The sequence below is a fragment of the Patulibacter americanus DSM 16676 genome (genome assembly GCF_000420025.1).
GTDB lineage: Bacteria > Actinomycetota > Thermoleophilia > Solirubrobacterales > Solirubrobacteraceae > Patulibacter > Patulibacter americanus.
This window is the reverse complement of record NZ_ATUD01000009.1, coordinates 60,137-79,528: the sequence shown is the minus strand read 5'-3', so window position 1 is coordinate 79,528 and position 19,392 is coordinate 60,137. Positions and strand designations below refer to the sequence as shown.

18 protein-coding genes are annotated in these 19,392 nt (G+C 73.9%); 6 read left to right on the top strand and 12 right to left on the bottom strand.

Annotated features, from left to right (window positions below; translation table 11 throughout):
• Window positions 1-148 precede the first annotated feature (148 nt).
• From F593_RS29970 to F593_RS0114900, 3 genes are all read left to right on the top strand, one after another.
• On the top strand, window positions 149-769 hold the full coding sequence (locus F593_RS29970) for a thermonuclease family protein (protein ID WP_169449202.1): 621 nt from the start codon (window positions 149-151) through the stop codon (window positions 767-769).
• On the top strand, window positions 766-1,020 hold the full coding sequence (locus F593_RS0114905; protein WP_022929551.1) for a hypothetical protein: 255 nt from the start codon (window positions 766-768) through the stop codon (window positions 1,018-1,020). Before F593_RS29970 ends, F593_RS0114905 begins: the two co-directional genes overlap by 4 nt.
• A 109-nt stretch (window positions 1,021-1,129) precedes the next feature.
• Entirely contained in the window at window positions 1,130-1,738 is a 609-nt protein-coding gene (locus tag F593_RS0114900; RefSeq protein WP_022929550.1) for a hypothetical protein, read from the top strand.
• Window positions 1,739-1,906: 168 nt separating this feature from the next.
• Here F593_RS0114900 and F593_RS0114895 read toward each other — a convergent pair whose 3' ends face one another.
• From F593_RS0114895 to eno, 3 genes are all read right to left on the bottom strand, one after another.
• Window positions 1,907-2,233, bottom strand: a complete 327-nt coding sequence (locus F593_RS0114895; protein ID WP_022929549.1) for a hypothetical protein — start codon at window positions 2,231-2,233, stop codon at window positions 1,907-1,909.
• Window positions 2,234-2,429: 196 nt separating this feature from the next.
• Window positions 2,430-2,768 (bottom strand): septum formation initiator family protein, encoded by a 339-nt coding sequence (locus F593_RS0114890; RefSeq protein ID WP_157251845.1) that lies wholly within the window; start codon window positions 2,766-2,768, stop codon window positions 2,430-2,432.
• A gap of 180 nt (window positions 2,769-2,948) precedes the next feature.
• Complete coding sequence (gene eno, locus F593_RS0114885; protein ID WP_022929547.1) at window positions 2,949-4,241, bottom strand: phosphopyruvate hydratase; 1,293 nt, start codon at window positions 4,239-4,241, stop codon at window positions 2,949-2,951.
• 450 nt (window positions 4,242-4,691) lie between these two features.
• Here eno and F593_RS0114880 point away from each other — a divergent pair, with 450 nt between their 5' ends.
• Complete coding sequence (locus F593_RS0114880) at window positions 4,692-5,018, top strand: peptidoglycan-binding domain-containing protein (RefSeq protein ID WP_022929546.1); 327 nt, start codon at window positions 4,692-4,694, stop codon at window positions 5,016-5,018.
• 70 nt (window positions 5,019-5,088) lie between these two features.
• Here F593_RS0114880 and F593_RS0114875 read toward each other — a convergent pair whose 3' ends face one another.
• The 3 genes from F593_RS0114875 to mfd form a co-directional block, all read right to left on the bottom strand.
• A complete protein-coding gene (locus F593_RS0114875) occupies window positions 5,089-5,979 on the bottom strand; it encodes a MazG nucleotide pyrophosphohydrolase domain-containing protein (RefSeq protein WP_022929545.1) in 891 nt (296 codons plus the stop codon).
• 93 nt (window positions 5,980-6,072) lie between these two features.
• A complete protein-coding gene (locus F593_RS0114870; RefSeq protein WP_084630093.1) occupies window positions 6,073-7,239 on the bottom strand; it encodes a peptidyl-prolyl cis-trans isomerase in 1,167 nt (388 codons plus the stop codon).
• A gap of 138 nt (window positions 7,240-7,377) precedes the next feature.
• Window positions 7,378-10,779: a transcription-repair coupling factor gene (mfd, locus tag F593_RS0114865; protein WP_022929543.1), complete on the bottom strand. Its 3,402-nt coding sequence runs from the start codon at window positions 10,777-10,779 to the stop codon at window positions 7,378-7,380.
• Between the two features lie 355 nt (window positions 10,780-11,134).
• Between mfd and guaB the strand changes: the two genes are divergently transcribed.
• Window positions 11,135-12,673 (top strand): IMP dehydrogenase, encoded by a 1,539-nt coding sequence (guaB, locus tag F593_RS0114860; RefSeq protein ID WP_022929542.1) that lies wholly within the window; start codon window positions 11,135-11,137, stop codon window positions 12,671-12,673.
• Window positions 12,674-12,788: 115 nt separating this feature from the next.
• Here the strand turns inward: guaB and pth are convergent, their stop codons facing one another.
• The 3 genes from pth to F593_RS0114845 all read right to left on the bottom strand — a co-directional run bounded on the left by pth (window position 12,789) and on the right by F593_RS0114845 (window position 16,353).
• Window positions 12,789-13,400, bottom strand: a complete 612-nt coding sequence (gene pth / locus F593_RS0114855; protein WP_022929541.1) for an aminoacyl-tRNA hydrolase — start codon at window positions 13,398-13,400, stop codon at window positions 12,789-12,791.
• 75 nt (window positions 13,401-13,475) lie between these two features.
• Window positions 13,476-14,135, bottom strand: coding sequence for a 50S ribosomal protein L25 (locus tag F593_RS25610; RefSeq protein ID WP_022929540.1), 660 nt, complete (start codon window positions 14,133-14,135; stop codon window positions 13,476-13,478).
• A gap of 91 nt (window positions 14,136-14,226) precedes the next feature.
• Window positions 14,227-16,353 (bottom strand): glycoside hydrolase family 2 protein, encoded by a 2,127-nt coding sequence (locus F593_RS0114845; RefSeq protein WP_022929539.1) that lies wholly within the window; start codon window positions 16,351-16,353, stop codon window positions 14,227-14,229.
• A gap of 49 nt (window positions 16,354-16,402) precedes the next feature.
• On the opposite strand from F593_RS0114845, the gene F593_RS0114840 reads away from it, so the two are divergent.
• On the top strand, window positions 16,403-16,690 hold the full coding sequence (locus tag F593_RS0114840; protein WP_022929538.1) for a DUF4235 domain-containing protein: 288 nt from the start codon (window positions 16,403-16,405) through the stop codon (window positions 16,688-16,690).
• A gap of 21 nt (window positions 16,691-16,711) precedes the next feature.
• On the opposite strand, the gene F593_RS0114835 is transcribed toward F593_RS0114840, so the two are convergent.
• From F593_RS0114835 to F593_RS25605, 3 genes are all read right to left on the bottom strand, one after another.
• On the bottom strand, window positions 16,712-17,785 hold the full coding sequence (locus F593_RS0114835) for a cellulase family glycosylhydrolase (protein WP_028721702.1): 1,074 nt from the start codon (window positions 17,783-17,785) through the stop codon (window positions 16,712-16,714).
• A 146-nt stretch (window positions 17,786-17,931) separates the two neighbouring features.
• Window positions 17,932-18,246, bottom strand: coding sequence for a hypothetical protein (locus F593_RS0114830; protein WP_022929536.1), 315 nt, complete (start codon window positions 18,244-18,246; stop codon window positions 17,932-17,934).
• Window positions 18,247-18,409: 163 nt separating this feature from the next.
• Window positions 18,410-19,237 carry a sulfurtransferase gene (locus tag F593_RS25605; protein ID WP_022929535.1) on the bottom strand — a complete coding sequence of 276 codons (828 nt, stop codon included), beginning with the start codon at window positions 19,235-19,237 and terminating at the stop codon, window positions 18,410-18,412.
• Window positions 19,238-19,392: the final 155 nt, after the last annotated feature.

The following is a 19,392-nucleotide window of genomic DNA, read 5'->3' as shown; positions in this document are numbered from 1 at the left end:
GATGGTACCCCAATCGCGGCGGGCGAACCCGTCGTCGGACCACCACGACGCGCCGGATCCGCCGCGGCCCGTGCCGCATCCGTGCCGGGCGCGTGCCGGCCCCGCGCCGCCCCGCGGAGACCGGGACCTCACGCGGTACACCGACTCCGTGCCCGGACCGCCGCCCCACCCCCGCGCGCCGGGACGCCCGCCCCGCCCCGGTCCGCCGCCCGTTCTCGTGCTCGCGCTGGCGGCGATCGCCGGCGGCTGGGCCGTAGCTCGCGCCGGCGGGCCGGCCCCGGACCGCGACGGCGCGGCCGCGCGGGCCGCCGCCGCGCTCACCCGCCCATCGGCCCGCGCGCGGGTGGTGCGCACGATCGACGGCGACACGGCCGTCATCGCGTTCCGCGATGACGCCGGCCCCGCCCGGGTCACCGTCCGCTACCTGGGGGTCGACACGCCGGAGTCCGTGCACCCCGACAAGCCCGTGGAGTGCTTCGGCCCTGCGGCGTCCCACGCCAACCGCGGGTGGGCGACGGGGCGACGGGTGCGGCTGCGGTTCGACCGCGAGCGCGTGGATCCCTACGGGCGCGTGCTGGCCGCCCTGGTGCCCGACGGCTGGCGGCGGTCCCTGAGCGAGCGGCTGGTGGCCGAGGGCCTCGGCCGCGTGCTCACGATCGCCCCGAACGGTGCGGACGGCCCGCGCCTCCGGCGGCTGCAGCGTCGCGCGGAGGGGCGGCGCGTCGGGCTGTGGGGCGTCTGCGGGGATGGGCTACGCTCGAAGGAGTGAGCGCTGCCCGTCAACGCCAGCCCGGTTCCCTCGACGAGCTCGAGCGGCGTCTCGCGCGCGAGACCCAACTGGCCCAGCGCCAGCGGGAGCGCATGCTGCGCGAGGTCGAGCGGCGTGAGGCCATGCGCGAGTTCGACGCGGTCAAGCGGCGCCGCGCCCTGCGCTACCTGCTGCTGCTGGGGATGCTGACCTTCACGGCCATCCTCGTGACGCTCGTGATGTTCCGGGCGCTCGCGCTCGTCTTCGCCTGAGCGAGGGGCTGCGGCGCCCCGGGCCCTCTGCCCACGCGGCGCGTTTGCACCCCGGGGCGTACGGCCGCCACGCAGGAGGGAAGGCGTGGGCGGTAGATTGCGCTGCTACATGGCACGTCGTTCGCTTCGACCCCACCTGAATCAGATCCGGACCTGGGTCCGCCAGGGCCGCACCGACGCGTGGATCGCGCACCAGCTCGAGGTCACGGGCCCCGAGATCGCGGAGTTCAAGGACAAGAACGAGCTGACCGCCGCCTCGCCCGACGACCCGCAGGGTGCGGTCGCGCCCGAGGACGTCGACCTCCGTGCGGAGGACGACGCGCAGATCGCCGCCGAGCTCGAGGCCGCCGAGGCCGAGCGCAAGGCCGAGGCCGAGCGTCTCGCCGCCGAGGAGGCCGCCGCCGCCGAGAAGCGCGCCGCCGAGGCCGCTGCCGCCGCGGAGAAGCGCGCCGCCGAGGGTGGCGGGGACGACGAGGACGCCGAGGACGACGGCCCGCGCCGCCGCCGCGGTGGCCGCCGCCGTCGCCGCACGGGCTCGAGCACGACCGCCTTCGAGGGCACGTTCGACCACGGTGACGAGGGCTACGGCCTCTGGCTCGACCCCGCGATCGCCGACTCCGCGGTCTACGCCGAGCACTGGGCCGGTCACCGCCCGGTCGAGGTCGTCATTGAGGACGACCAGATCATCATCCGCCGCGCCGGCGGCGGCGAGGCCTAGGCCGCGCGGCGCGGGGCCTCCCCGCGCCACCCGGGGCGCCGCATCGCGGCGCCCCTCTCCCCCGGTCGCGCCACGGTGCGCGGGCGGGCCCCCCGGGACCGTCCCTCCGCAACCCCGTCGCGGATCGGAACCGCCGCGCCCGTCGGGCCTCGCTCCCCCGGCGCGCCCTCAGTTCTCGGTGCGGTACACGAGACGTCCGCCGCCCCAGTCCTGGGCCTGGCCCAGGTAGCGCAGGAACGCGGCGTCGGTGACGCGGGAGTCCCACGCGTCCGGGTCGGCCGGGGCGACCCGTGAGGCGAGGTCGAGCGCCCAGCCCGTCCCCGACTCGTAGAGGTCGACCAGCTCGGACGCGGTGAACGCCCCGCCCAGCCGGCGCCGCAGCTCGGCGACGGTCGCGTCCACGACCTCCTCCGCGCGCAGCGAGGGTCGCCCCTCGAGGCCCGACACGAAGCGCTCACCGCTTCGCCACTGCTCCACCGCCAGGGTCAACCGCACCCCCACGACGATAGACGGTCGTCGTCGCCGGCCCGGCGACGACGGCACGTCACGCGGGCGTCCCTCAAGAGGTGGACGGTCGCACCCACCCGCCTCCCGCGGGTGGGTGCGATCGCCCGATGTTCCGATCCTCCACGCGCGTCGCGCCGCCCACCTACGTGGAGGTGGCGGGCAGCCCGTCGCGTGCGCGGAGCGATCAGTGCTTCGGCAGCCCGGTCACGACGTAGGTCCGCTCACCCTCGCGGACCATCCCCAGCTGTCGTGCCGCAGCCGACAGACCCCGCGGCGTGCTCAGCCGCTCCTTCTCCCGCAGCAGGCGCGCCTCGGTCGCCTCGAGCTGCGCGAGACGCGCAGCCTGCTCTCCGGCGGCCTGCTTCGCGCTCACCCAGTCGAGGGCGGGACGCACGTAGCTCGTGGCCATGAGGAGGACGAGGACGACGAGGGCGACGCGCCCCAGACGGGCGCGGTTCACGGCCACCCGGGCCGGAGCGGCCTGGGTGCGCGTGCGGGGAGCGTGGGTCGTGGCGCTGCTCACGCCCCGGGTATTGGTCGGCGTGGGGCCCGTTCCTCGCGCCGCACCGAGACTTGCAACGCCGCGACCGGACGGGACGCAAGATCCGTTGCAGGACCCCGGAACGCCTGTTCGCCAGGGCGTTCCGCGGCCGCCGCGGCGCCGCGCGTCCGGCCCGTGCAGCGGGCCGGACGCGGGTCCGTTCTAGCTGCGGAAGACGGAGCGGCCCGGGTAGACCGCGGAGGCGCCCAGGGCCTCCTCGATGCGCAGGAGCTGGTTGTACTTCGCGACGCGGTCCGAGCGCGAGGGAGCGCCGGTCTTGATCTGGCCGCAGCCCGTGGCGACGGCGAGGTCGGCGATCGTCACGTCCTCCGTCTCGCCCGAGCGGTGCGACATGACGGCGGTGTAGCCGGCGGCCTGGGCCATGCGGATGGCCTCCAGGGTCTCCGTCAGCGTGCCGATCTGGTTGACCTTGATGAGGATGGAGTTGCCGACGCCCAGGTCGATGCCGCGGGAGAGCCGCTCCGGGTTCGTCACGAAGAGGTCGTCGCCGACGAGCTGGAGCTTCTCGCCCAGGGCCGTGGTCAGCGTCTTCCAGCCGTCCCAGTCCTCCTCGTCCATGCCGTCCTCGATGGAGAGGATGGGGTACTTGCCGGCCTTGTCGGCCCAGTAGTCCGCCATCTCCTGCGAGCTCAGCGTGCGCTTCTCGTGCGCGAGGTCGTAGACCCCGTTCTCGAAGATCTCGGACGTGGCGGGGTCCAGCGCGATGCCGACCTGCTCGCCGGGCTTGTAGCCGGCCTGCTCGATGCCGTCGACGAGCACCTGCAGCGCCTCCTCGTTCGAGGACAGGTCCGGCGCGAAGCCACCCTCGTCGCCGACCGAGGTCGCCAGGCCGCGGCCGTGCAGCAGCTTCTTCAGGCCGTGGAAGATCTCCGTGCCGACGCGCAGGCCCTCGGAGAAGGTGTCGAACCCGAACGGGACGATCATGAACTCCTGGAAGTCCACGGAGTTGTCCGCGTGCGAGCCGCCGTTGAGCACGTTCATCATCGGCACCGGCAGCGTGAGGCCCGGGCGGTTCTTGCCCGAAGCCTCGACCTGCAGGTGCTTCCAGAGGGGCACGCCGGCGTCGGCCGCGGCGGCCTTCGCGACGGCGAGCGAGACGCCGAGGATCGCGTTGGCGCCCAGGCGCGACTTGTTCTTCGTGCCGTCCAGGTCGATCAGCGCCTGGTCGAGCCCGGCCTGGTCGTTCGCGTCGCGGCCCTTCACGGCCTGCGCGATCTCGCCGTTGACGTGCCCCACGGCCTGCGTGACGCCCTTGCCGAGGTACGCCGAGCCGCCGTCGCGCAGCTCCGTGGCCTCGAACTCGCCCGTGGAGGCCCCCGACGGCACGGCCGCGCGGGCGGTGGCACCGGAGGAGAGGGCCACCTCGACCTCGACCGTCGGGTTGCCCCGCGAGTCGAGGATCTGGCGGCCATGGACGGACTCGATCTGGCTCATGGGGCGACAGTCTGCCGTGCGGACGGCGTGACCGTCGCCCCGGGCGCTCACCGGACCAGGGAGCCGCCGTCGACGGGGTGGCACGCCCCGTGACGACGGAGGCGCCGACGGCAGCGAGCCACGCCACGAGGTGCGCCGCCTCGGCGGGCCGGGCGAGGCGACCCAGCGTGTGCTGGGCGGTCAACGCGTTCTTCGTCGCGTCGTCGCTGCGGGCGTCGAGCAGCGGGGCGGGATGACCCGGGGCCGTCGGGGTGGTCCTCAGGGGCGTCGGGGTTCTCCTCGGGTCGCCCGGGGGCCATCCCCCATGGTCGTGCGAGCACCCCTGCGCCACGATGGTTCCACCGCCCGGCGCGACCAGCGCGCCGGGCGGACTCAGGTGCCGTTGAGGCCGAGCACGAGGTCCGCTCAGGACGGCGTGGGACGGTGGAGGCACCCCACCGAAGGGCCAGCATGTCGACCACCACCCACCCCCACCACCACGCGCGTCCGGCCTGGACGTCCACGCTCCGCCGCCCGCGCTCGCCGGCCACCGCGCTGCTCGGCGCGCTCGCCGCGGCGCTCGTGCCCGGCGAGGCCGAGGAGCAGATGGTCCCGGCCCTCCAGGCGGCCGACGCCCAGGCGCTGCTCGTGCGGGCCGGCGAGCTGGACCACGACCTGCAGAGCGCCCACTGGGACCGTCCGACGACGGATGCCGTCGCGCGGTTCCAGCGCCACCGTGGGCTGCCGTGCACCGGCGTGGCGGACCGCCGCACCGCGGACGCGCTGCTCGCGGCCTGAGCCACGCGGGCTACGGCCCGCGGGCCGCGGATCCTGACCGACGGGCCGCGGGCGACGGCCGGCGGCCGCCTCAGGCGTCGTCGGGCTGCGCCCCGCCGCCACCCTCGGCGAAGAGCACCTGGGCGTAGTAGCCCAGGCGGTCGTCGTCGTCGAGGGCGCTCCACGTGTGGCCCTCGGACTCGGCCAGGGCCTCGGCGCGCAGCACGCGGTCCCGGAACCGGGCACTCGCCGAGCGCAGCGCGATCTCCGGGTCGGCCTTGGCCTTGCGGGCCACGTTCGCCATGGCGAACAGCGCGTCGCCGAGAGCCTCGAACGTGGCGGCACGCGCCCCGGCGCGGATCGTCTCGGCCATGCGGTCGAGCTGCGCGTGCGCGGCCTCGATCGCCTCGTCCACGCCGATCGGGTCGAACCCGGACGAGGCGGCGCGGCGCTGCACCTTGCGGGCGAACAGCAGGGACGGCAGGTTGTCGGGGACCTCGCCGAAGATCCCGCCCTCGCGGCCGGCCTCGGTCTGCTTGATGCGGTCCCAGTTCGCGAGCACGTCGTCGGCGCCGGTCACCGCCTGCAGCTGGGCGCCGGCCCGACGCGTCGTCTCCGCCTGCTCGGCGGCGTCCGCCGCGAGCACCTCGGCCATCTCCGGGCTGTCCGCCGCGAAGACGTGCGGATGGCGGCGGATCAGCTTGCGGCGCGTGCCGCGTGCGACGTCCGCCAGGTCGCCGGCGCCGCGCTCCTCGAGCAGGAGCGAGAGGAAGTGGACCTGGAAGAGGACGTCGCCGAGCTCGTCGCGGAGCTTGGCGTCGTCGCCGGAGTTCGCGGCGTCCGCAAGCTCGTAGGCCTCTTCGAGCGTGTGCGGGACGATCGTGCGCTCGTCCTGCTCACGGTCCCAGGGGCACTCGATACGCAGACGACGGGTGAGGTCGTCGAGCGCACCGAGCGCGGAGATGATCTCGTCACGCGGCACGGGTCCACGGTAGCGCTCCGGCGACGGAGCCCCGTGAGCGCGCGGACCGTGTCGGCCCTTCGGGCCCGGGGACGGCGCCCCGGGCGACGGTGCCTACTGGCCCTGCTGCGCGCCGGCGGCGCCGGCGGCACCGGTCGTCGTCGTGGGCTTCGGAGCGTTCTTGCAGAACTCGATGGTGTTGTACCCCTCGCGGCACTCCGTCTTGGCCTTCCACTCCTTCGTCACGCCCTCGGTCCACTTCTGGAGGGCCTCCGCCGGCTTGGAGGTCTGAAGCTGCTGCTTCAGCGCGGTCTTGACCTGCGCGAAGGGGATCTGCTTGGCGGGGACGACCTTGTCGACCTGCAGGACGTAGTAGCCCGACTCGCTCTTGACCGGACCGGCGACCTCGCCCTTCTTGGCGGCGAAGGCGGCCTTCTCGAGCTGCGCCTCCTGCTGGCCCTTCGCGACCGTCAGCTTGCCGCCCTGGCTCTTCGTGACCTGGTCGATGGAGTACTTCTTCGCCACGGACGCGAACGAGTCGCCGTCCTCGACGGCCTTCTTGGCCTTCTCGGCCTGGGCCTCGGTCTTCGTCAGCACGACGTGGAGCTCGCGCGACTCGGGCTGCGCGTACTGGGCCTTGTTCTTGTCGTACGCGGCCTGGACGTCGGCGTCGGTGACCTTGCTGGCGTCCTTGCGGATCTTCTCCTGGACCTTCGTGAGCAGCACGGTGGTCTTCGCCTGGTCCGTCAGCAGCTCGTCCGACGCGCCGGTGAGCTTGAGGAGCTTGGGCACCTGGCCCTTCGCGCCGAGGGCCGTGAGGAGCTCCTCCTTGCCCTTCTTGATGTCCGCATCGGAGGCCGTGACCTTCTTCTCCTCGGCCTCGCCGTCGGCGATCTTGGTGACGATCAGCGCCTGGAGCGCCTGCTCCTTCGACTGCTTCGGGATGCCGGCGCACGTCTGCTTGAGCGCGGCGTCGGCGGGCCGCTGCTCCTTCGGCAGCACCTTCTTCGCGAGCGTCACGCACTCGGTGAAGGGCGCCTTGAACGAGACGAGCGTCGGGTTGGGCGCCGAGAAGAGCTTGCCGCCCTTGAGCTGCTGCGAGATCTGCGTGAGCTGCAGCTTCTCCATCTGCTCGAGCGAGGTCTTCGTGACCTCGTTGCCGTCGACCTTCGCGACGGCGTCGGCGGAGAGACCTCCGCCGCACCCGGCGAGGGCCATCGCCGTCGGTACGACCGCAGCGGAGAGAAGGGCGGCTCTGGCGGAGAACTGGGGACGAGGCATCAGGCGGAGAGTAGCGATCGCACCTAAGCCTGTGCTCAGGGCCACGTACGTATTCCTACCCGGGTTCGCGAAGCTTCCGCGACGCGAACCGGGCCGGAACGCCGGACCCGCGCGGGCGCCCCGTCGACGCCCGCGGGCTCAGGCCGGGGTCATGCTCAGTGCCGCGGCGCGCACACCCTCCGAGGCCGCGACCACGGCCTCGAGCCGCTCCGGCCCGTCCTTCGGGACGGTGACCGTGATGCGGGAGTAGCCGCCCTCGTACTTCGCCGCGGGCACCTCCTCCTTCAACCGGGCGATGCCCTCCGCGTCGAGCTCGATCGGCGTGGCCGTGAGCTTCGTGCCGCGCAGCGTGACGACCTTGCAGCGCGCCTCGCCGAAGCGGATCCGCGCCCGCTGCAGCTCGACGAGGTTCAGCAGCGGCTCGGGGAGCGCGCCGAAGCGGTCCTCGAGCTCGCCGCGGAGCTCCTCGAGGTCGGCCACGTCGCTCGCCGCCGCGATCCGCCGGTGGACGTCGACCTTCGCCTGCTCGTAGGGCACGTAGTCCGCGGGGACGTACGCCGAGACCTGGGCGTCCATGCGGACGGGCTCGGGACGCTCATCCCCCTGCTCGCCGTCGCCGTCCTCGGCCTCGCGCTCGGCCACGGCCGCCTCCAGCATCGACAGGTAGAGCTCGAATCCCAGCGCCGCGACGTGCCCGGACTGCTCGTCGCCGAGCAGGTTGCCGGCGCCGCGCAGCTCGAGGTCGCGCATCGCGATCTGGAAGCCCGAGCCCAGCTCGGTGTAGTCGGCGAGCGCCGTGAGCCGGTGCATCGCGTCCTCCGTCAACGCGGCCGCGGAGGGGTAGAGCAGGTAGGCGTAGCCGCGGTCGCGACCCCGGCCCACGCGGCCGCGGATCTGGTAGAGCTGGCTCAGGCCGAACAGGTCGGAGCGGTCGACGATCAGCGTGTTGGCCTGCGGGATGTCGATGCCCGACTCGATGATCGACGTCGACACGAGCACGTCGGCGTCGCCCTTGAGGAACCGCATCATGTGGTCCTCGAGCTGCTGGTCGGTCATCTGGCCGTGGGCGACCTCGAAGCTCATGTCGGGGCACAGGCCGCGCAGGCGGCTGGCCGTCTCGTCGATCGTCTCGACGCGGTTGTGGAGGAAGAACGACTGGCCGCCGCGCTCCTTCTCGCGCCGGAGCGCCTGGCGGACGAGCTGCTCGTCGTACTCGCCGACGTACGTCTTGACGGGCCGGCGGCCCTCCGGGGCGGTCTCGATCGTGGAGATGTCGCGCAGGCCGGCCAGCGACATCTGCAGCGTGCGTGGGATCGGCGTGGCCGACATCGCGATGACGTCGACCTTGAGCTTGAGCTGGCGCAGGTTCTCCTTCTGCTTGACCCCGAAGCGCTGCTCCTCGTCCACGACGATCAGGCCGAGGTCGCGACCCTGGACGTCGCGGCCCAGGATGCGGTGCGTGCCGACGAGCACGTCGACCTTGCCCTCGTTGAACGCCTTGACGACCTCGCGCTGCTCCGGCGCGGTGCGGAACCGCGAGACGTGGTCGACGGTCAGGGGGAGGTCGCGCAGCCGCTCGGAGAAGGTGCCGTAGTGCTGCTGGGCGAGGATGGTCGTCGGGGCGAGGATCAACACCTGCTTGCCGTCCGCGGCCGCCTTCACCGCGGCGCGGAGGGCGACCTCGGTCTTGCCGAACCCGACGTCGCCGCAGATCAGGCGGTCCATCGGCCGCGGGGACTCCATGTCGGCCTTGACCGCGTCGATGGCGTCGAGCTGGTCGACGGTCTCCTTGTAGGGGAACTTCGCCTCGAACTCCTCCACGAGCTCGCCGTCGGGCGGGAACTGGTGGCCGCGCCGGCGGCGCCGCTCCGCGTAGAGGTTGATGAGCTCGCCGGCCATCTCGTGCGCGGCCTTGCGCGCCCGGGTCTTGATGAGCTCCCAGCCCTTGCCTCCGAGCTTGGAGAGCGTGGGCTGCGCCCCGCCGCCGGTGACGTAGCGGGTGATCTTCGCGAGCTGGTCGACGGGGACGAAGACCTTGTCGTCGCCGGCGTACTGGAGCTTGAGGTAGTCGCGGGTGATCCCGCCGACGGTCTTCGTGTCGAACCCGTTGAAGCGCGCGATGCCGTGGTCCTCGTGCACCACGATGTCGCCCGTGCGCAGGTCGGCGAAGCTCTTCAGCGCGCCCTTGCGGCCCGAGCGGCGGCGCGACTCGTCGTCGGCCTCCGTCTTGCGCCGGCGCATGAGCCGGTGGTCCGGCAGCACCGCGAGCTCCATGCCCGGGGCGATGAACCCGTGGCGCAGGTCGGCGATGACGAAGCCGGCGCGCGAGCGGTCGAAGTCGCCCTCCCCCACCCACTGGGCGCGCACGCGGGACAGGTTGTAGGCGGCGCGGTCGCCGTCGCCCTGCCGCCGCCAGGTCACGACGGTGCGGTACCCCGAGCGCAGCAGCTTCTCGAGCTCGGTCTCCGCCCCCGTCAGGTTGCGGGCCGCCAGGTCGCCGGACTGCGCGTGCAGCTGCAGGTCCTGGTCCTGCAGGAGGCTCATGATCCGCAGCTCGGCGCGGCGGTCGAGCTCGGCCATCACATCGTCGGGCTTGACGTAGAGGTGGCCGGCATCCTCGTCGTGGAAGGCGGCGCAGACGTCGTCCCACTGGTCGCGCAGCGCGGGGGCGATCTCCTCGTCGGCGACGATGACGACCGCCGCGTCCTGCGGCACGAGGTCGAGGAACGGGCCGAAGCGGTCGACGGGCAGCAGGCTCGCGACGTCGGGGCGCTCCTCTCCCTCCTTCGCCGCCTGGATGGAGTGGGCGATCTCGGCGCCGCGGTGCTCCGCCGCCAGCTCGGCGGCCGGGGCGACGTCGACCTGCGGCAGCTCGCCCAGGCTGCGCTGCGTGTAGACGGAGAACGCGCGGATCGACTCGATCTCGATGTCGAAGAGGTCCACGCGCACGGGGTTGTCCTCCGTCGCCGGGAAGACGTCGAGGATCCCGCCACGGATCGCGAACTGGCCGCGGTCGTCGACCTGGTCCACGCGGGCGTAGCCGCAGGCCACGAGGTCGTGGGCGACGTCGTCGAGGTCGAGCAGCTCGCCGACCTTGAGGCAGAAGCCGCGCGGGCGCAGCGACGGGTCGGGGACCGTCTCCGACAGGGCCGCGGCGGACGCGACGACCACCGGGAGCTCGGCCTCGGGATCGTCCGGAGCCAGGAGCGCGTCGAGCGCGGCCACGCGCATGCCGACCAGGTGCGGCGGCGGCGCGAGGTGCGACTCGTACGCCACGCCGCGCGAGGGGTAGAAGCGCACGGGCCGTGGGTGCAGCCAGGCGCGCAGGTCGCGGGCGAGCTCGCGGGCGGCCTTGTCGTCCGGGGCGACGACGAGCGCGGGCCGGCCCAGGCCGATCGCCCCGTCGACGCCGTCGAGCGCACCGGCCACCACGAACGGGCGCATGGACGTCGCGACGAAGACCCGGCCACCCTCCCGGGCGATGCGGGCGCCCGTGGGCTCGTCGGCGAGGTGGCGGAGGAGGGGGCGGAGCGAGGACATGCGGCGAGCCTGTGGTGGCGAGGGGTCGCCCTCCGGACGGGCGGAGGGACGCGCGAAGGCCCCGCCGGGAGCCGGCGCGGCCGTGTTCTGTCCCCGCCGGTCGACCGCCGGGAGGGACGACGGATTGTACGCGGCGGACGGACGGGTCGGACGTGGGCGTCGGGCGGGACGGGACACCCCGCGGGGCGTTCCGGGTCCGTCGCCCCAAGGTCGTACGGACGAACGGCGCACATCCGGACCCGACTCACGCAGTTCCGCCCCCCGCGCGCGCTACCGTCTACAGACGGACGTCGTTCCGTCGCGGGAGCGGCGGCGCGGCACCCGGGTTCACCGCCGTCGACCCAGCACCCGCGCCATGCCCCATGTATCGCACCTGACGTCCCGCGACGTCGCTCCCGCCGTAGAGGCGATCACCCCGAGCGACAAGTTCGTCCTCGAGGGTCTGACCTACGACGACGTCCTCCTGCTGCCCGGCCCGTCGAGCGTGCTGCCCAACGAGGTCGCGACCGGCACCTGGCTGACGCGCAACATCCAGCTGAAGGTGCCGCTGCTGTCGGCGGCGATGGACACGGTCACCGAGGCGCGGATGGCCATCGCCATGGCCCGCCAGGGCGGCATCGGCATCCTGCACCGCAACCAGTCCATCGAGGACCAGGCCGCGCAGGTCGACACGGTCAAGCGCTCCGAGGCGGGCATGATCCGCCACCCCGTGACGATCGGCCCGGACGCGACGATCCGCGAGGCCGACGCGATCATGGGCCGCTACGGCATCGGCGGCCTGCCGATCTGCGACGAGTCGGGCCACCTGCTCGGCATCGTCACGAACCGCGACATCCGCTTCGAGTCCGACCACGAGCAGCCGCTCACCTCGGTCATGACGCGCATGCCGCTCGTCACGGCCTCCCCCGGCACCTCGGGCGAGGAGGCCATGCGCCTGCTGCGCGAGCACAAGATCGAGAAGCTCCCCCTCGTCGACGGCGACGGCCGCCTCGCGGGCCTCATCACCCTGAAGGACTTCACGAAGACGGAGAAGTACCCCTCCGCCTCGAAGGACGGCTCCGGCCGCCTGCTCGTCGGCGCCGCCGTCGGCGTCGGTGCGGACAGCCGCGAGCGCGCCCACGCGCTCGTCGATGCCGGGGTCGACGTCCTCATCGTCGACACGGCCCACGGCCACCAGCAGGGCGTGCTGAACACCGTCGCCCAGGTCAAGCGCGAGACGTCCGTCGACGTCATCGGCGGCAACGTCGCCACGCGCGCCGGTGCCCAGGCGCTCATCGACGCCGGTGCCGACGCCGTCAAGGTCGGCGTCGGCCCGGGCTCCATCTGCACGACCCGCATCGTCGCGGGCGTCGGTGTGCCCCAGGTCTCCGCGATCTTCGAGGCCTCGCGCGCCGCACGCCCGGCCGGCGTCCCCGTCATCGGCGACGGCGGCCTGCAGTACTCGGGCGACATCGCCAAGGCGCTCTCCGCCGGCGCGTCGACCGTGATGCTCGGCTCGCTGCTCGCCGGCTGCGAGGAGTCGCCCGGCGAGCTCGTCTTCATCAACGGCAAGCAGTTCAAGAGCTACCGCGGCATGGGCTCGCTCGGCGCGATGCAGGGCCGCAAGAGCTTCTCGAAGGACCGCTACTTTCAGGACAACGTCTCCGGCGACGACAAGCTCGTCCCCGAGGGCGTCGAGGGCCAGGTGCCCTACCGCGGCCCCGTCCAGGCCGTCGCCCACCAGCTCGTCGGCGGCCTCCGCGCCGCGATGGGCTACACCGGCGCGGCGACGATCGGCGAGCTCCAGGACAACGGCCAGTTCGTGCGGATCACCTCCGCCGGCCTCAAGGAGAGCCACGCCCACGACGTGCAGATGACCGTCGAGGCGCCGAACTACGCGACCCGGCCCCGCTAGGACGCACCCCAGGCCCGCAGGGCCTCCACGACGACGGGCCCGCCACAAGCGGGCCCGTGCTCGTTCTGGGGGTGCGTCCGACGGCCACCGGCGGCCGGCGACGCCCCCGCCCGACTCAGCCGTTCGGCTTGTTCGCCACGAGCTCGCGACGCCCGAAGACGATCGCCTCGGCCGCGTCCGCCGCCGTCTTGATCAGGTCCTCGACCTCCCAGCCCTCCTGGCGCCACTTGCCCAGGACGTAGGCCGAGACGATCTCGGGGTCCGTCGAGTTCGGGCGGCCGACGCCGATGCGCACGCGGCCGAACGTCGGCTCGCCCAGCTCGCGCTTGAGGGACTTCAGGCCGTTGTGCCCCGCCAGGCCGCCGCCGAGGCGCCAGCGGACGTCGCCGAAGGCCAGGTCGATCTCGTCGTGCAGGACGAGGATGCGCTCGAGAGGCACCTTGAGCTGGCCGCGCGCCGGGCTGACGGAGCGGCCCGACTCGTTCATGAACGTCTGCGGCAGCAGGACGCCGACGCGCACGGGCGGCTCGCCCGGGAACTCGCGGACGGCGCCGTCGTAGAGCCGGCCGCGGAACTTGTCGCGCGGCTTGCCGAGGTCCCAACGGCGGGCCAGCTCCTCGGCGACCTGGAACCCCGCGTTGTGCGGCGTCCGGTCGTACTGGGAGCCGGGGTTCCCGAGACCGACGACCAGCCAGTCGACGGGCGTGGCGCCGCCGCGGAGCATCATCGGGGAGCGGGGGAGGAAATCGGGCCGGGGCTCGACCGCCGGACGCGTGGGCGTCCGGCGGGAACCCCGAGCGGCCTACTCGTCGCCGGAACCGGCGGGCGCGGCCTCGCTGCCCTCGGCGGCGGCGGCACCGGCCTCGGCGGCGGCCTCGGCCTCGGCCTCGACCTCGGAGGCCAGACGCGGGGCGCTCAGGTTGACGGCCACGTTGTCGGGCTCGTCGATCAGCGTGGCGGTCGAGGGGATCTCGATGTCGCCGACGGTCAGGTTGTTGCCGATCTCGAGGTTCAGGACCGAGATCGAGACGGACTCGGGGATCTCGTTCGGGAGGGCCTCGATGGTGACCTCGCGGACGATCTGCTCCACGATGCCGCCGAGCTTGACGCCCTCGGCCTCGTCGGCACCCGTCACCTCGACGGGGACGACGGCCTGGATCTTCTGCTTCAGGTCGACGCGGAGGAGGTCGACGTGCACGATCTGGCCGCGGACCGGGTGGCGCTGGGCCTCCTTGAGCACGACGGGCTGCGTCGCGCCGCCGTCGATGGCGACGTCGATGACGGCGCCCTTCGCGGCGAGCGTGTGGCGCAGATCGCGCTCGTTGACGGCGATCGAGACGGGCTGCTCGTCGCCGCCGTAGATGACGCCGGGGACGCTGCCCTGACGACGGGCACGCCGGGCCTCACGCGAGTGGGCGGGTTCGCGGGAAGCGACTGCGAGCGAGGAAGAGTTCGTGGCCATGAGCGACGGAGGATCTTAGCGGAGGACGGCGCAAAACGCCCCGCCACCCCCGGATGGCCGAAGCCGTCCGGGGGTGCCGGGGGCGGTGGCGTCAGGCGCCCGGCGTCGCCGCGCCGTCGCCCGGGGCGGCGGCGGGGTCGCCGTCCTCCCCCGTGCCCGCGGCGGACGAGCGGCCGGGCGGCGAGGGCGGGATCGTCACGGGCGCCGTCGACGGCGCCGAGAGCTGGTCGACGCTGCGGAACTCGTCGCGGAGCACCGTCCACGCGGGCTTCTTCGAGAAGTCCCGACCCAGGAGGCCCTTGCCGTGCCACGGCGGCGTCGGGGCCGGGTTGCCCCCGGCCCAGTTCGGCCGCACGCGGAACTCGCGCAGGCCCCACCAGATCGCCCCGGAGAGCCAGGGCTTCGAGCGGTAGACGCCGAAGTGGTGCGCCGCGTACGCCGCCTGGAACGCGTACGTGCCGGCGTTCGTGACGGGACCGTCGTGGTTGGCCTCGGCCCCGGTCTCGGTGATCATGATCGCCTCGCGCGGGTTGCAGGCGCGCAGGCGGTCCAGGAAGGGGCCGAGCTCGGCCGGATTCGACAGCGGGTCGTCCGGCGCGCCGTACCAGCCGAAGTAGTCGTTCAGGCCGAGCAGGTCGACCGGGCCGTACGCCCCGACGCAGCCGTAGCGCACGCCGGATTGGCGGGCGTAGGCCATCGGCCGGCTGCGGTCGAGCTCGTCCACGACCTTCCGCGTGGCCTTGAAGTAGTCCACGATCGGCTTGCCCGGGTTCGTCGTCAGCTCGTTGCCGACGGACCACGTGAACACGGACGGGTGGTGGGCGTTCGTGACGATCATCGACTCGAGCAGCTCGAGCGCGTTGTTCAGCACGGACGGGCGTGCGAGCTGGCTCTGGCGCACCTGGTAGACCGGGATCTCGCTCCAGACGAGGAGGCCCTGGCGGTCGGCCTCCTCCAGGATCCGCGGGTGCAGCGGGTAGTGCGCGCGCAGCACGAGGCCGCCGAGGTCGCGCACCTGCTGCAGGAGCTCGTTCTGCCCGTGGTTCGTCAGCGCGCTCGCCCGCCGGATGTCCATCTCGTGCAGGCCGGACCCGCGCAGGTTGACGTCGCGGAAGTTCAGCTGCAGGTGGCCCTTGACGACCTTCACGGAGCGGATGCCGGTGCGCACGCGGTAGCGGGCGACCCGCTCCCCCTCGCGCTTGCCGCTCGTCAGCCGCGCCTCGACGCCGGCCGTGTAGAGCGTCGGCTTCTTCGGCGTCCAGACGATCGGATCGGGCACGCTCATCCGACCCTCGAGCTCCCGGCTCTCGCCGCCCTTCAGCCGCACGTCGCCCAGGCGCTTGACGCGGTCGCCGACGCGGATCTGCACGCGGGCCCGGCGGGTGCCGGACGCGACGTTGGTCACCGTCGCGCGGACGCGGAGCAGGCCCGAGCTGTCGGCGGACGGCAGGTCGGGCGTGATCTGCACCGGGGAGAGGTCGAGGCCGTCGGCGTAGCGCAGGACGACCTCGCGCGGGATGCCGCCGTCGTTCCACCAGCCGCCGCCGGGGGTGCCGTCGCGCTGCGTCGAGGCGGGCGGGAAGTCGCCGACGTTGCGGACGTTGGTCGTGCGCACGACGAGCGTGACCTTGCCGTCGCGCGCCCGCTTGGCCGGGATCCGCAGCTCGAACGGCTCGTAGGCGCCGCGGTGGCTGCCGATCTTCTCGCCGTCGACCCACACCTGGGCGGCGACGGCGACCCGCTCGAACCGCAGCACGAACGCGCCGCCCTTGCGGGCCTTCGGGATCCGCGGCAGCCGCAGCTCGCGGCGGTACCAGGTGATGCCGCCGGCCTGCGACTCCGGGCTGTTGTCCCCGGCGTTCCACACGTTCGGGACGCTGCCCGCGGTCCAGCCGACGGGGCTGGCCCGGCGCTCCCACCCCTCCTTCATGCCGACGTTGCCCTGGTCGCGGCGGATGAGCCACGCGCCGCCGACGGTCCAGCGGTCGTCCTGCCCGGCGAACTCGCGGGCGCCCGCGGTGGGGGGCGTCGGGGCCGGACGCGGGACGTCCGGGGCGGGCGGGGTCGCCGGGGCGGTGGTCGTCCCGGGCGGAGCGGGCGCCGGGGCCGGGGGCGTCGCTGGGGGTGCGTCCTGAGCGGCCGCTGATGCTGCGGCGCTTCCGGCGAGGACGAGGGCCAGGGTCGCCGCGCGCGCGGCGACCCGGAGGGGACGGTGCATCCCTGCTCTCTAGCACGCGGCGGCCCTTCTCCGCGCTAGTGTCGCGGCGATGAAGCTCCTCTTCAAGCCGTTCAGCCTCATCGCCGGGCTGATCGCCTCGCGCCTCGCGATGGCGCTCTTCAATCAGATCTGGCAGCGCGTCGACGGCGGCGATCTGCCCGACCCGGACGTCCGCGAGGACCCGGCCGGCCGGGCGATCGCCGCCACGGTCCTGCAGTCCGCGATCTTCGCGGCCACGAACGCGGCGGTCAGCCGCTACGGGATGCTCGTGTTCGAGCACCTCTTCGGCACGTGGCCCGGGGACCACAAGGAGGAGCAGAAGGGCGCCCACGCCTGAGCGCGGGCACCCCGGGCGCCGCTAGCGGAGGCGGCGCCAGACGCTCCAGGTCTTCCGGGCCTTGCCCGACGAGGTGCGGAGCCCGGACTTCCAGTCGCTGCGGCCCTTCGGGTCACGCACCTGGTACCAGATGAACGTCTTGATCCGGGAGCGCTTCGCCGACGCGAAGGCGGAGCGAAGGTAGCGCGCGGCCCGCGCGTCCGGGGTCCGGTGGCCCCCCGCGGTGCGGTACGCGAACTCCGTGATGTGGATGTTCCGCGCGGCGGTGCCCGACAGGCGCCCGGCGCGCGCGAGGCGCTTGACCTGCGCCACCGTCGTCTTCAGGTTGCCGTGCGTCCACTGGTCCGTCGCCGTGGTCGCCTTCGTCGGGGAGCGGACGAAGTCGTAGGTGTGCAGCGTGAAGCCGTCGCCCAGGAGCTTCGTCCGCGCGGCCTTGGAGCGACTCGTCGGCTTGTAGTTCGCGTCGAGGTAGAGCGCCTTGCGGAAGAACGCGCCCGGGTTCGTGGCGGCATCGCCGGAGCGGGTGTTCGGCGCGGCCTCGCCGACGAGCACCTTCGCGCCGCGGTCCGCGCGCTTCATCGCCGTGTAGACGCGGTTGGAGAGCCGGACCCACTCACGCTCGCGGCGCGTCGGCCAGGCGGTGCGGTAGTTCGGCTCGTTGAACGTGAGGTAGCCCGCCAGCGGCAGGTCGGACAGCTGCTTCGCGACGTCGCCCATGAACCGGACGTACCGGGTCTGGGTGCGGGCGGGCACCTTCGCGCCGGCACGCTTGCCGCGGCCCATCGTCACGTAGGAGCCGACGAGCAGGCGCACGTTCGCCTCCCGGCCCTCCTCCGCGGCGCGGCGGATGCGGGTGATCTGGTCCAGCGGCGCCTCCTCGCTGCGGCCGTCCCACTTCACCAGCACGCGCACGGTGGTGGCGCGCGAGGACTTCGCGTCGGCGAAGAACGCGGCCCGGTCCTGCGGGTCGTCGCTCAGCATCTGGATGTCCTGGAGGCCCTTGGCCATCCGGGCGTCGGCGCCGGCGGGGGCGGCGGCGAGCAGCGACACGGCGGCCAGCGAGCCGGCGATCGTGCGTAGGGCGGTGCGAGACATGGGTTCCTCCTCGGTGGGGCACGCGAACGTCACGAGGGTCGACCCCGGGAGGCGGGCGAACTGCCCCCCCCGTGGGTGCCGGGACGTGGTCCCGGCGTCGCCCCGTGCGCGGTGCGGTCGGCCCGGTGCTCGGGCGGACGCGACGGTCAGGCGGTGCGGCGGACGACGAGTCCCCGCGCCTGCAGCGTAGCGAGCGCATCCTCGAACGCGCCGAACTCCCGCCGGACCAGCAGGTCGATCGGCCGCCCCGCGGGCCCGCCGGTGCGTACCCAGCGCTGCAGCGTCGGCACGCCGACCTGCTCCGCCGGCTCCTCCGTGAGGGCGAGCAGCAGGGCGAGCTGGGGCTTGTGCTCGAGCTCGCCCGCCAGCACGGACAGGGGATCGGCGTCGAGGATCTGCAGCACCTCGTCGTCGGTCAGCCCGAGACGCTCGGTCAGCAGCTGCGCGGCGGTCGTGGACACCCGTCGAGCGTAGCGCGGGAGGGCGCGGGCGCCGCCGGGCGGGTCGGCGGGCGGACGTGGCGGGTCAGGCGGGACGCCGTCGCCGCCGGACGAGTCGGGTCGGAACCCCGCACGACACTCGATGGGCGGGTGGGGCGCGACCCGGCGTCCCTTCCCCCCGCGCTCAGCCCGGCGCGTCGCCCGTGACCGCGGGCCGGTCCGGCTCGCGGCTGTACTGCGACCAGGAGCCGGGGAAGAGCCGTCCGTGTCCGAGGCCCGCGTGCTCCATGACGAGCAGGTTGTGGCAGGCCGTCACGCCCGAGCCGCAGGACGAGACGACGGGCTCCTCCCCCGTGACGCCGACCGCGGCGAACCGGGAGCGCAGGGACTCCACCGGCAGCAGCCGGCCGTCCTCGTCGAGGTGCCCGCGGCACGGCAGGCTGCGCGCGCCGGGGATGTGGCCGGCCCGCGGGTCGTGCGGGTCGGGCGCGCCGCGGTAGCGGTCCGCGGGCCGGGCGTCCAGGACGACGTTGCCGCGGTCCGTGGCGTCGTCCACGTCGGCGAGCCGCTCCGCGGGCCAGGGGCGCGGCCGAAACGTGGCCGGCGGGCGGCCCGGGTGCCCGTGCTCGAGCGGCCCGTCGTAGGCCGTCAGGCCGCCGTCCAGCAGGGCCGCGTCGTGCCCGGTCGCCCGCAGCATCCACACGAGCCGGGCGGCGATCACGCCCCCGGCGTCGTCGTAGGCCACGACGCGGTCGTCGTCGGCGACGCCGAGGGACGCCATGCCCTCGGCGAACGTCTCCGGGGCCGGCAGCGGGTGCCGGCCCCCACCGCCCGCCGGATCGCCGGCCAGCCAGGCGTCGAGGTCGATGAACACGGCCCCCGGCAGGTGCCCGGCCTCGTACGCCTCCCGCCCGCCACGCCCGTCGAGGTACCAGCGGACGTCCGCCAGCACCGCGCCGTCCGGGACGGCGCCCGGGGCGACGATCGGCGGCAGCGGTCCCGGGGAGGTCATCCGCCAATCCTGCCAGGCCCCTTCCGGGTGCCCCGAGCCCCGCCGCAGTCCGGGGCGGCGCGACCCGAGACGCTCGGGGTGGGGCCCGGTCCCCTCCGGGTGCCCCGAGCCCCGCCGCAGTCCGGCGCGGCGCGGCCCGAGACGCTCGGGGTGGG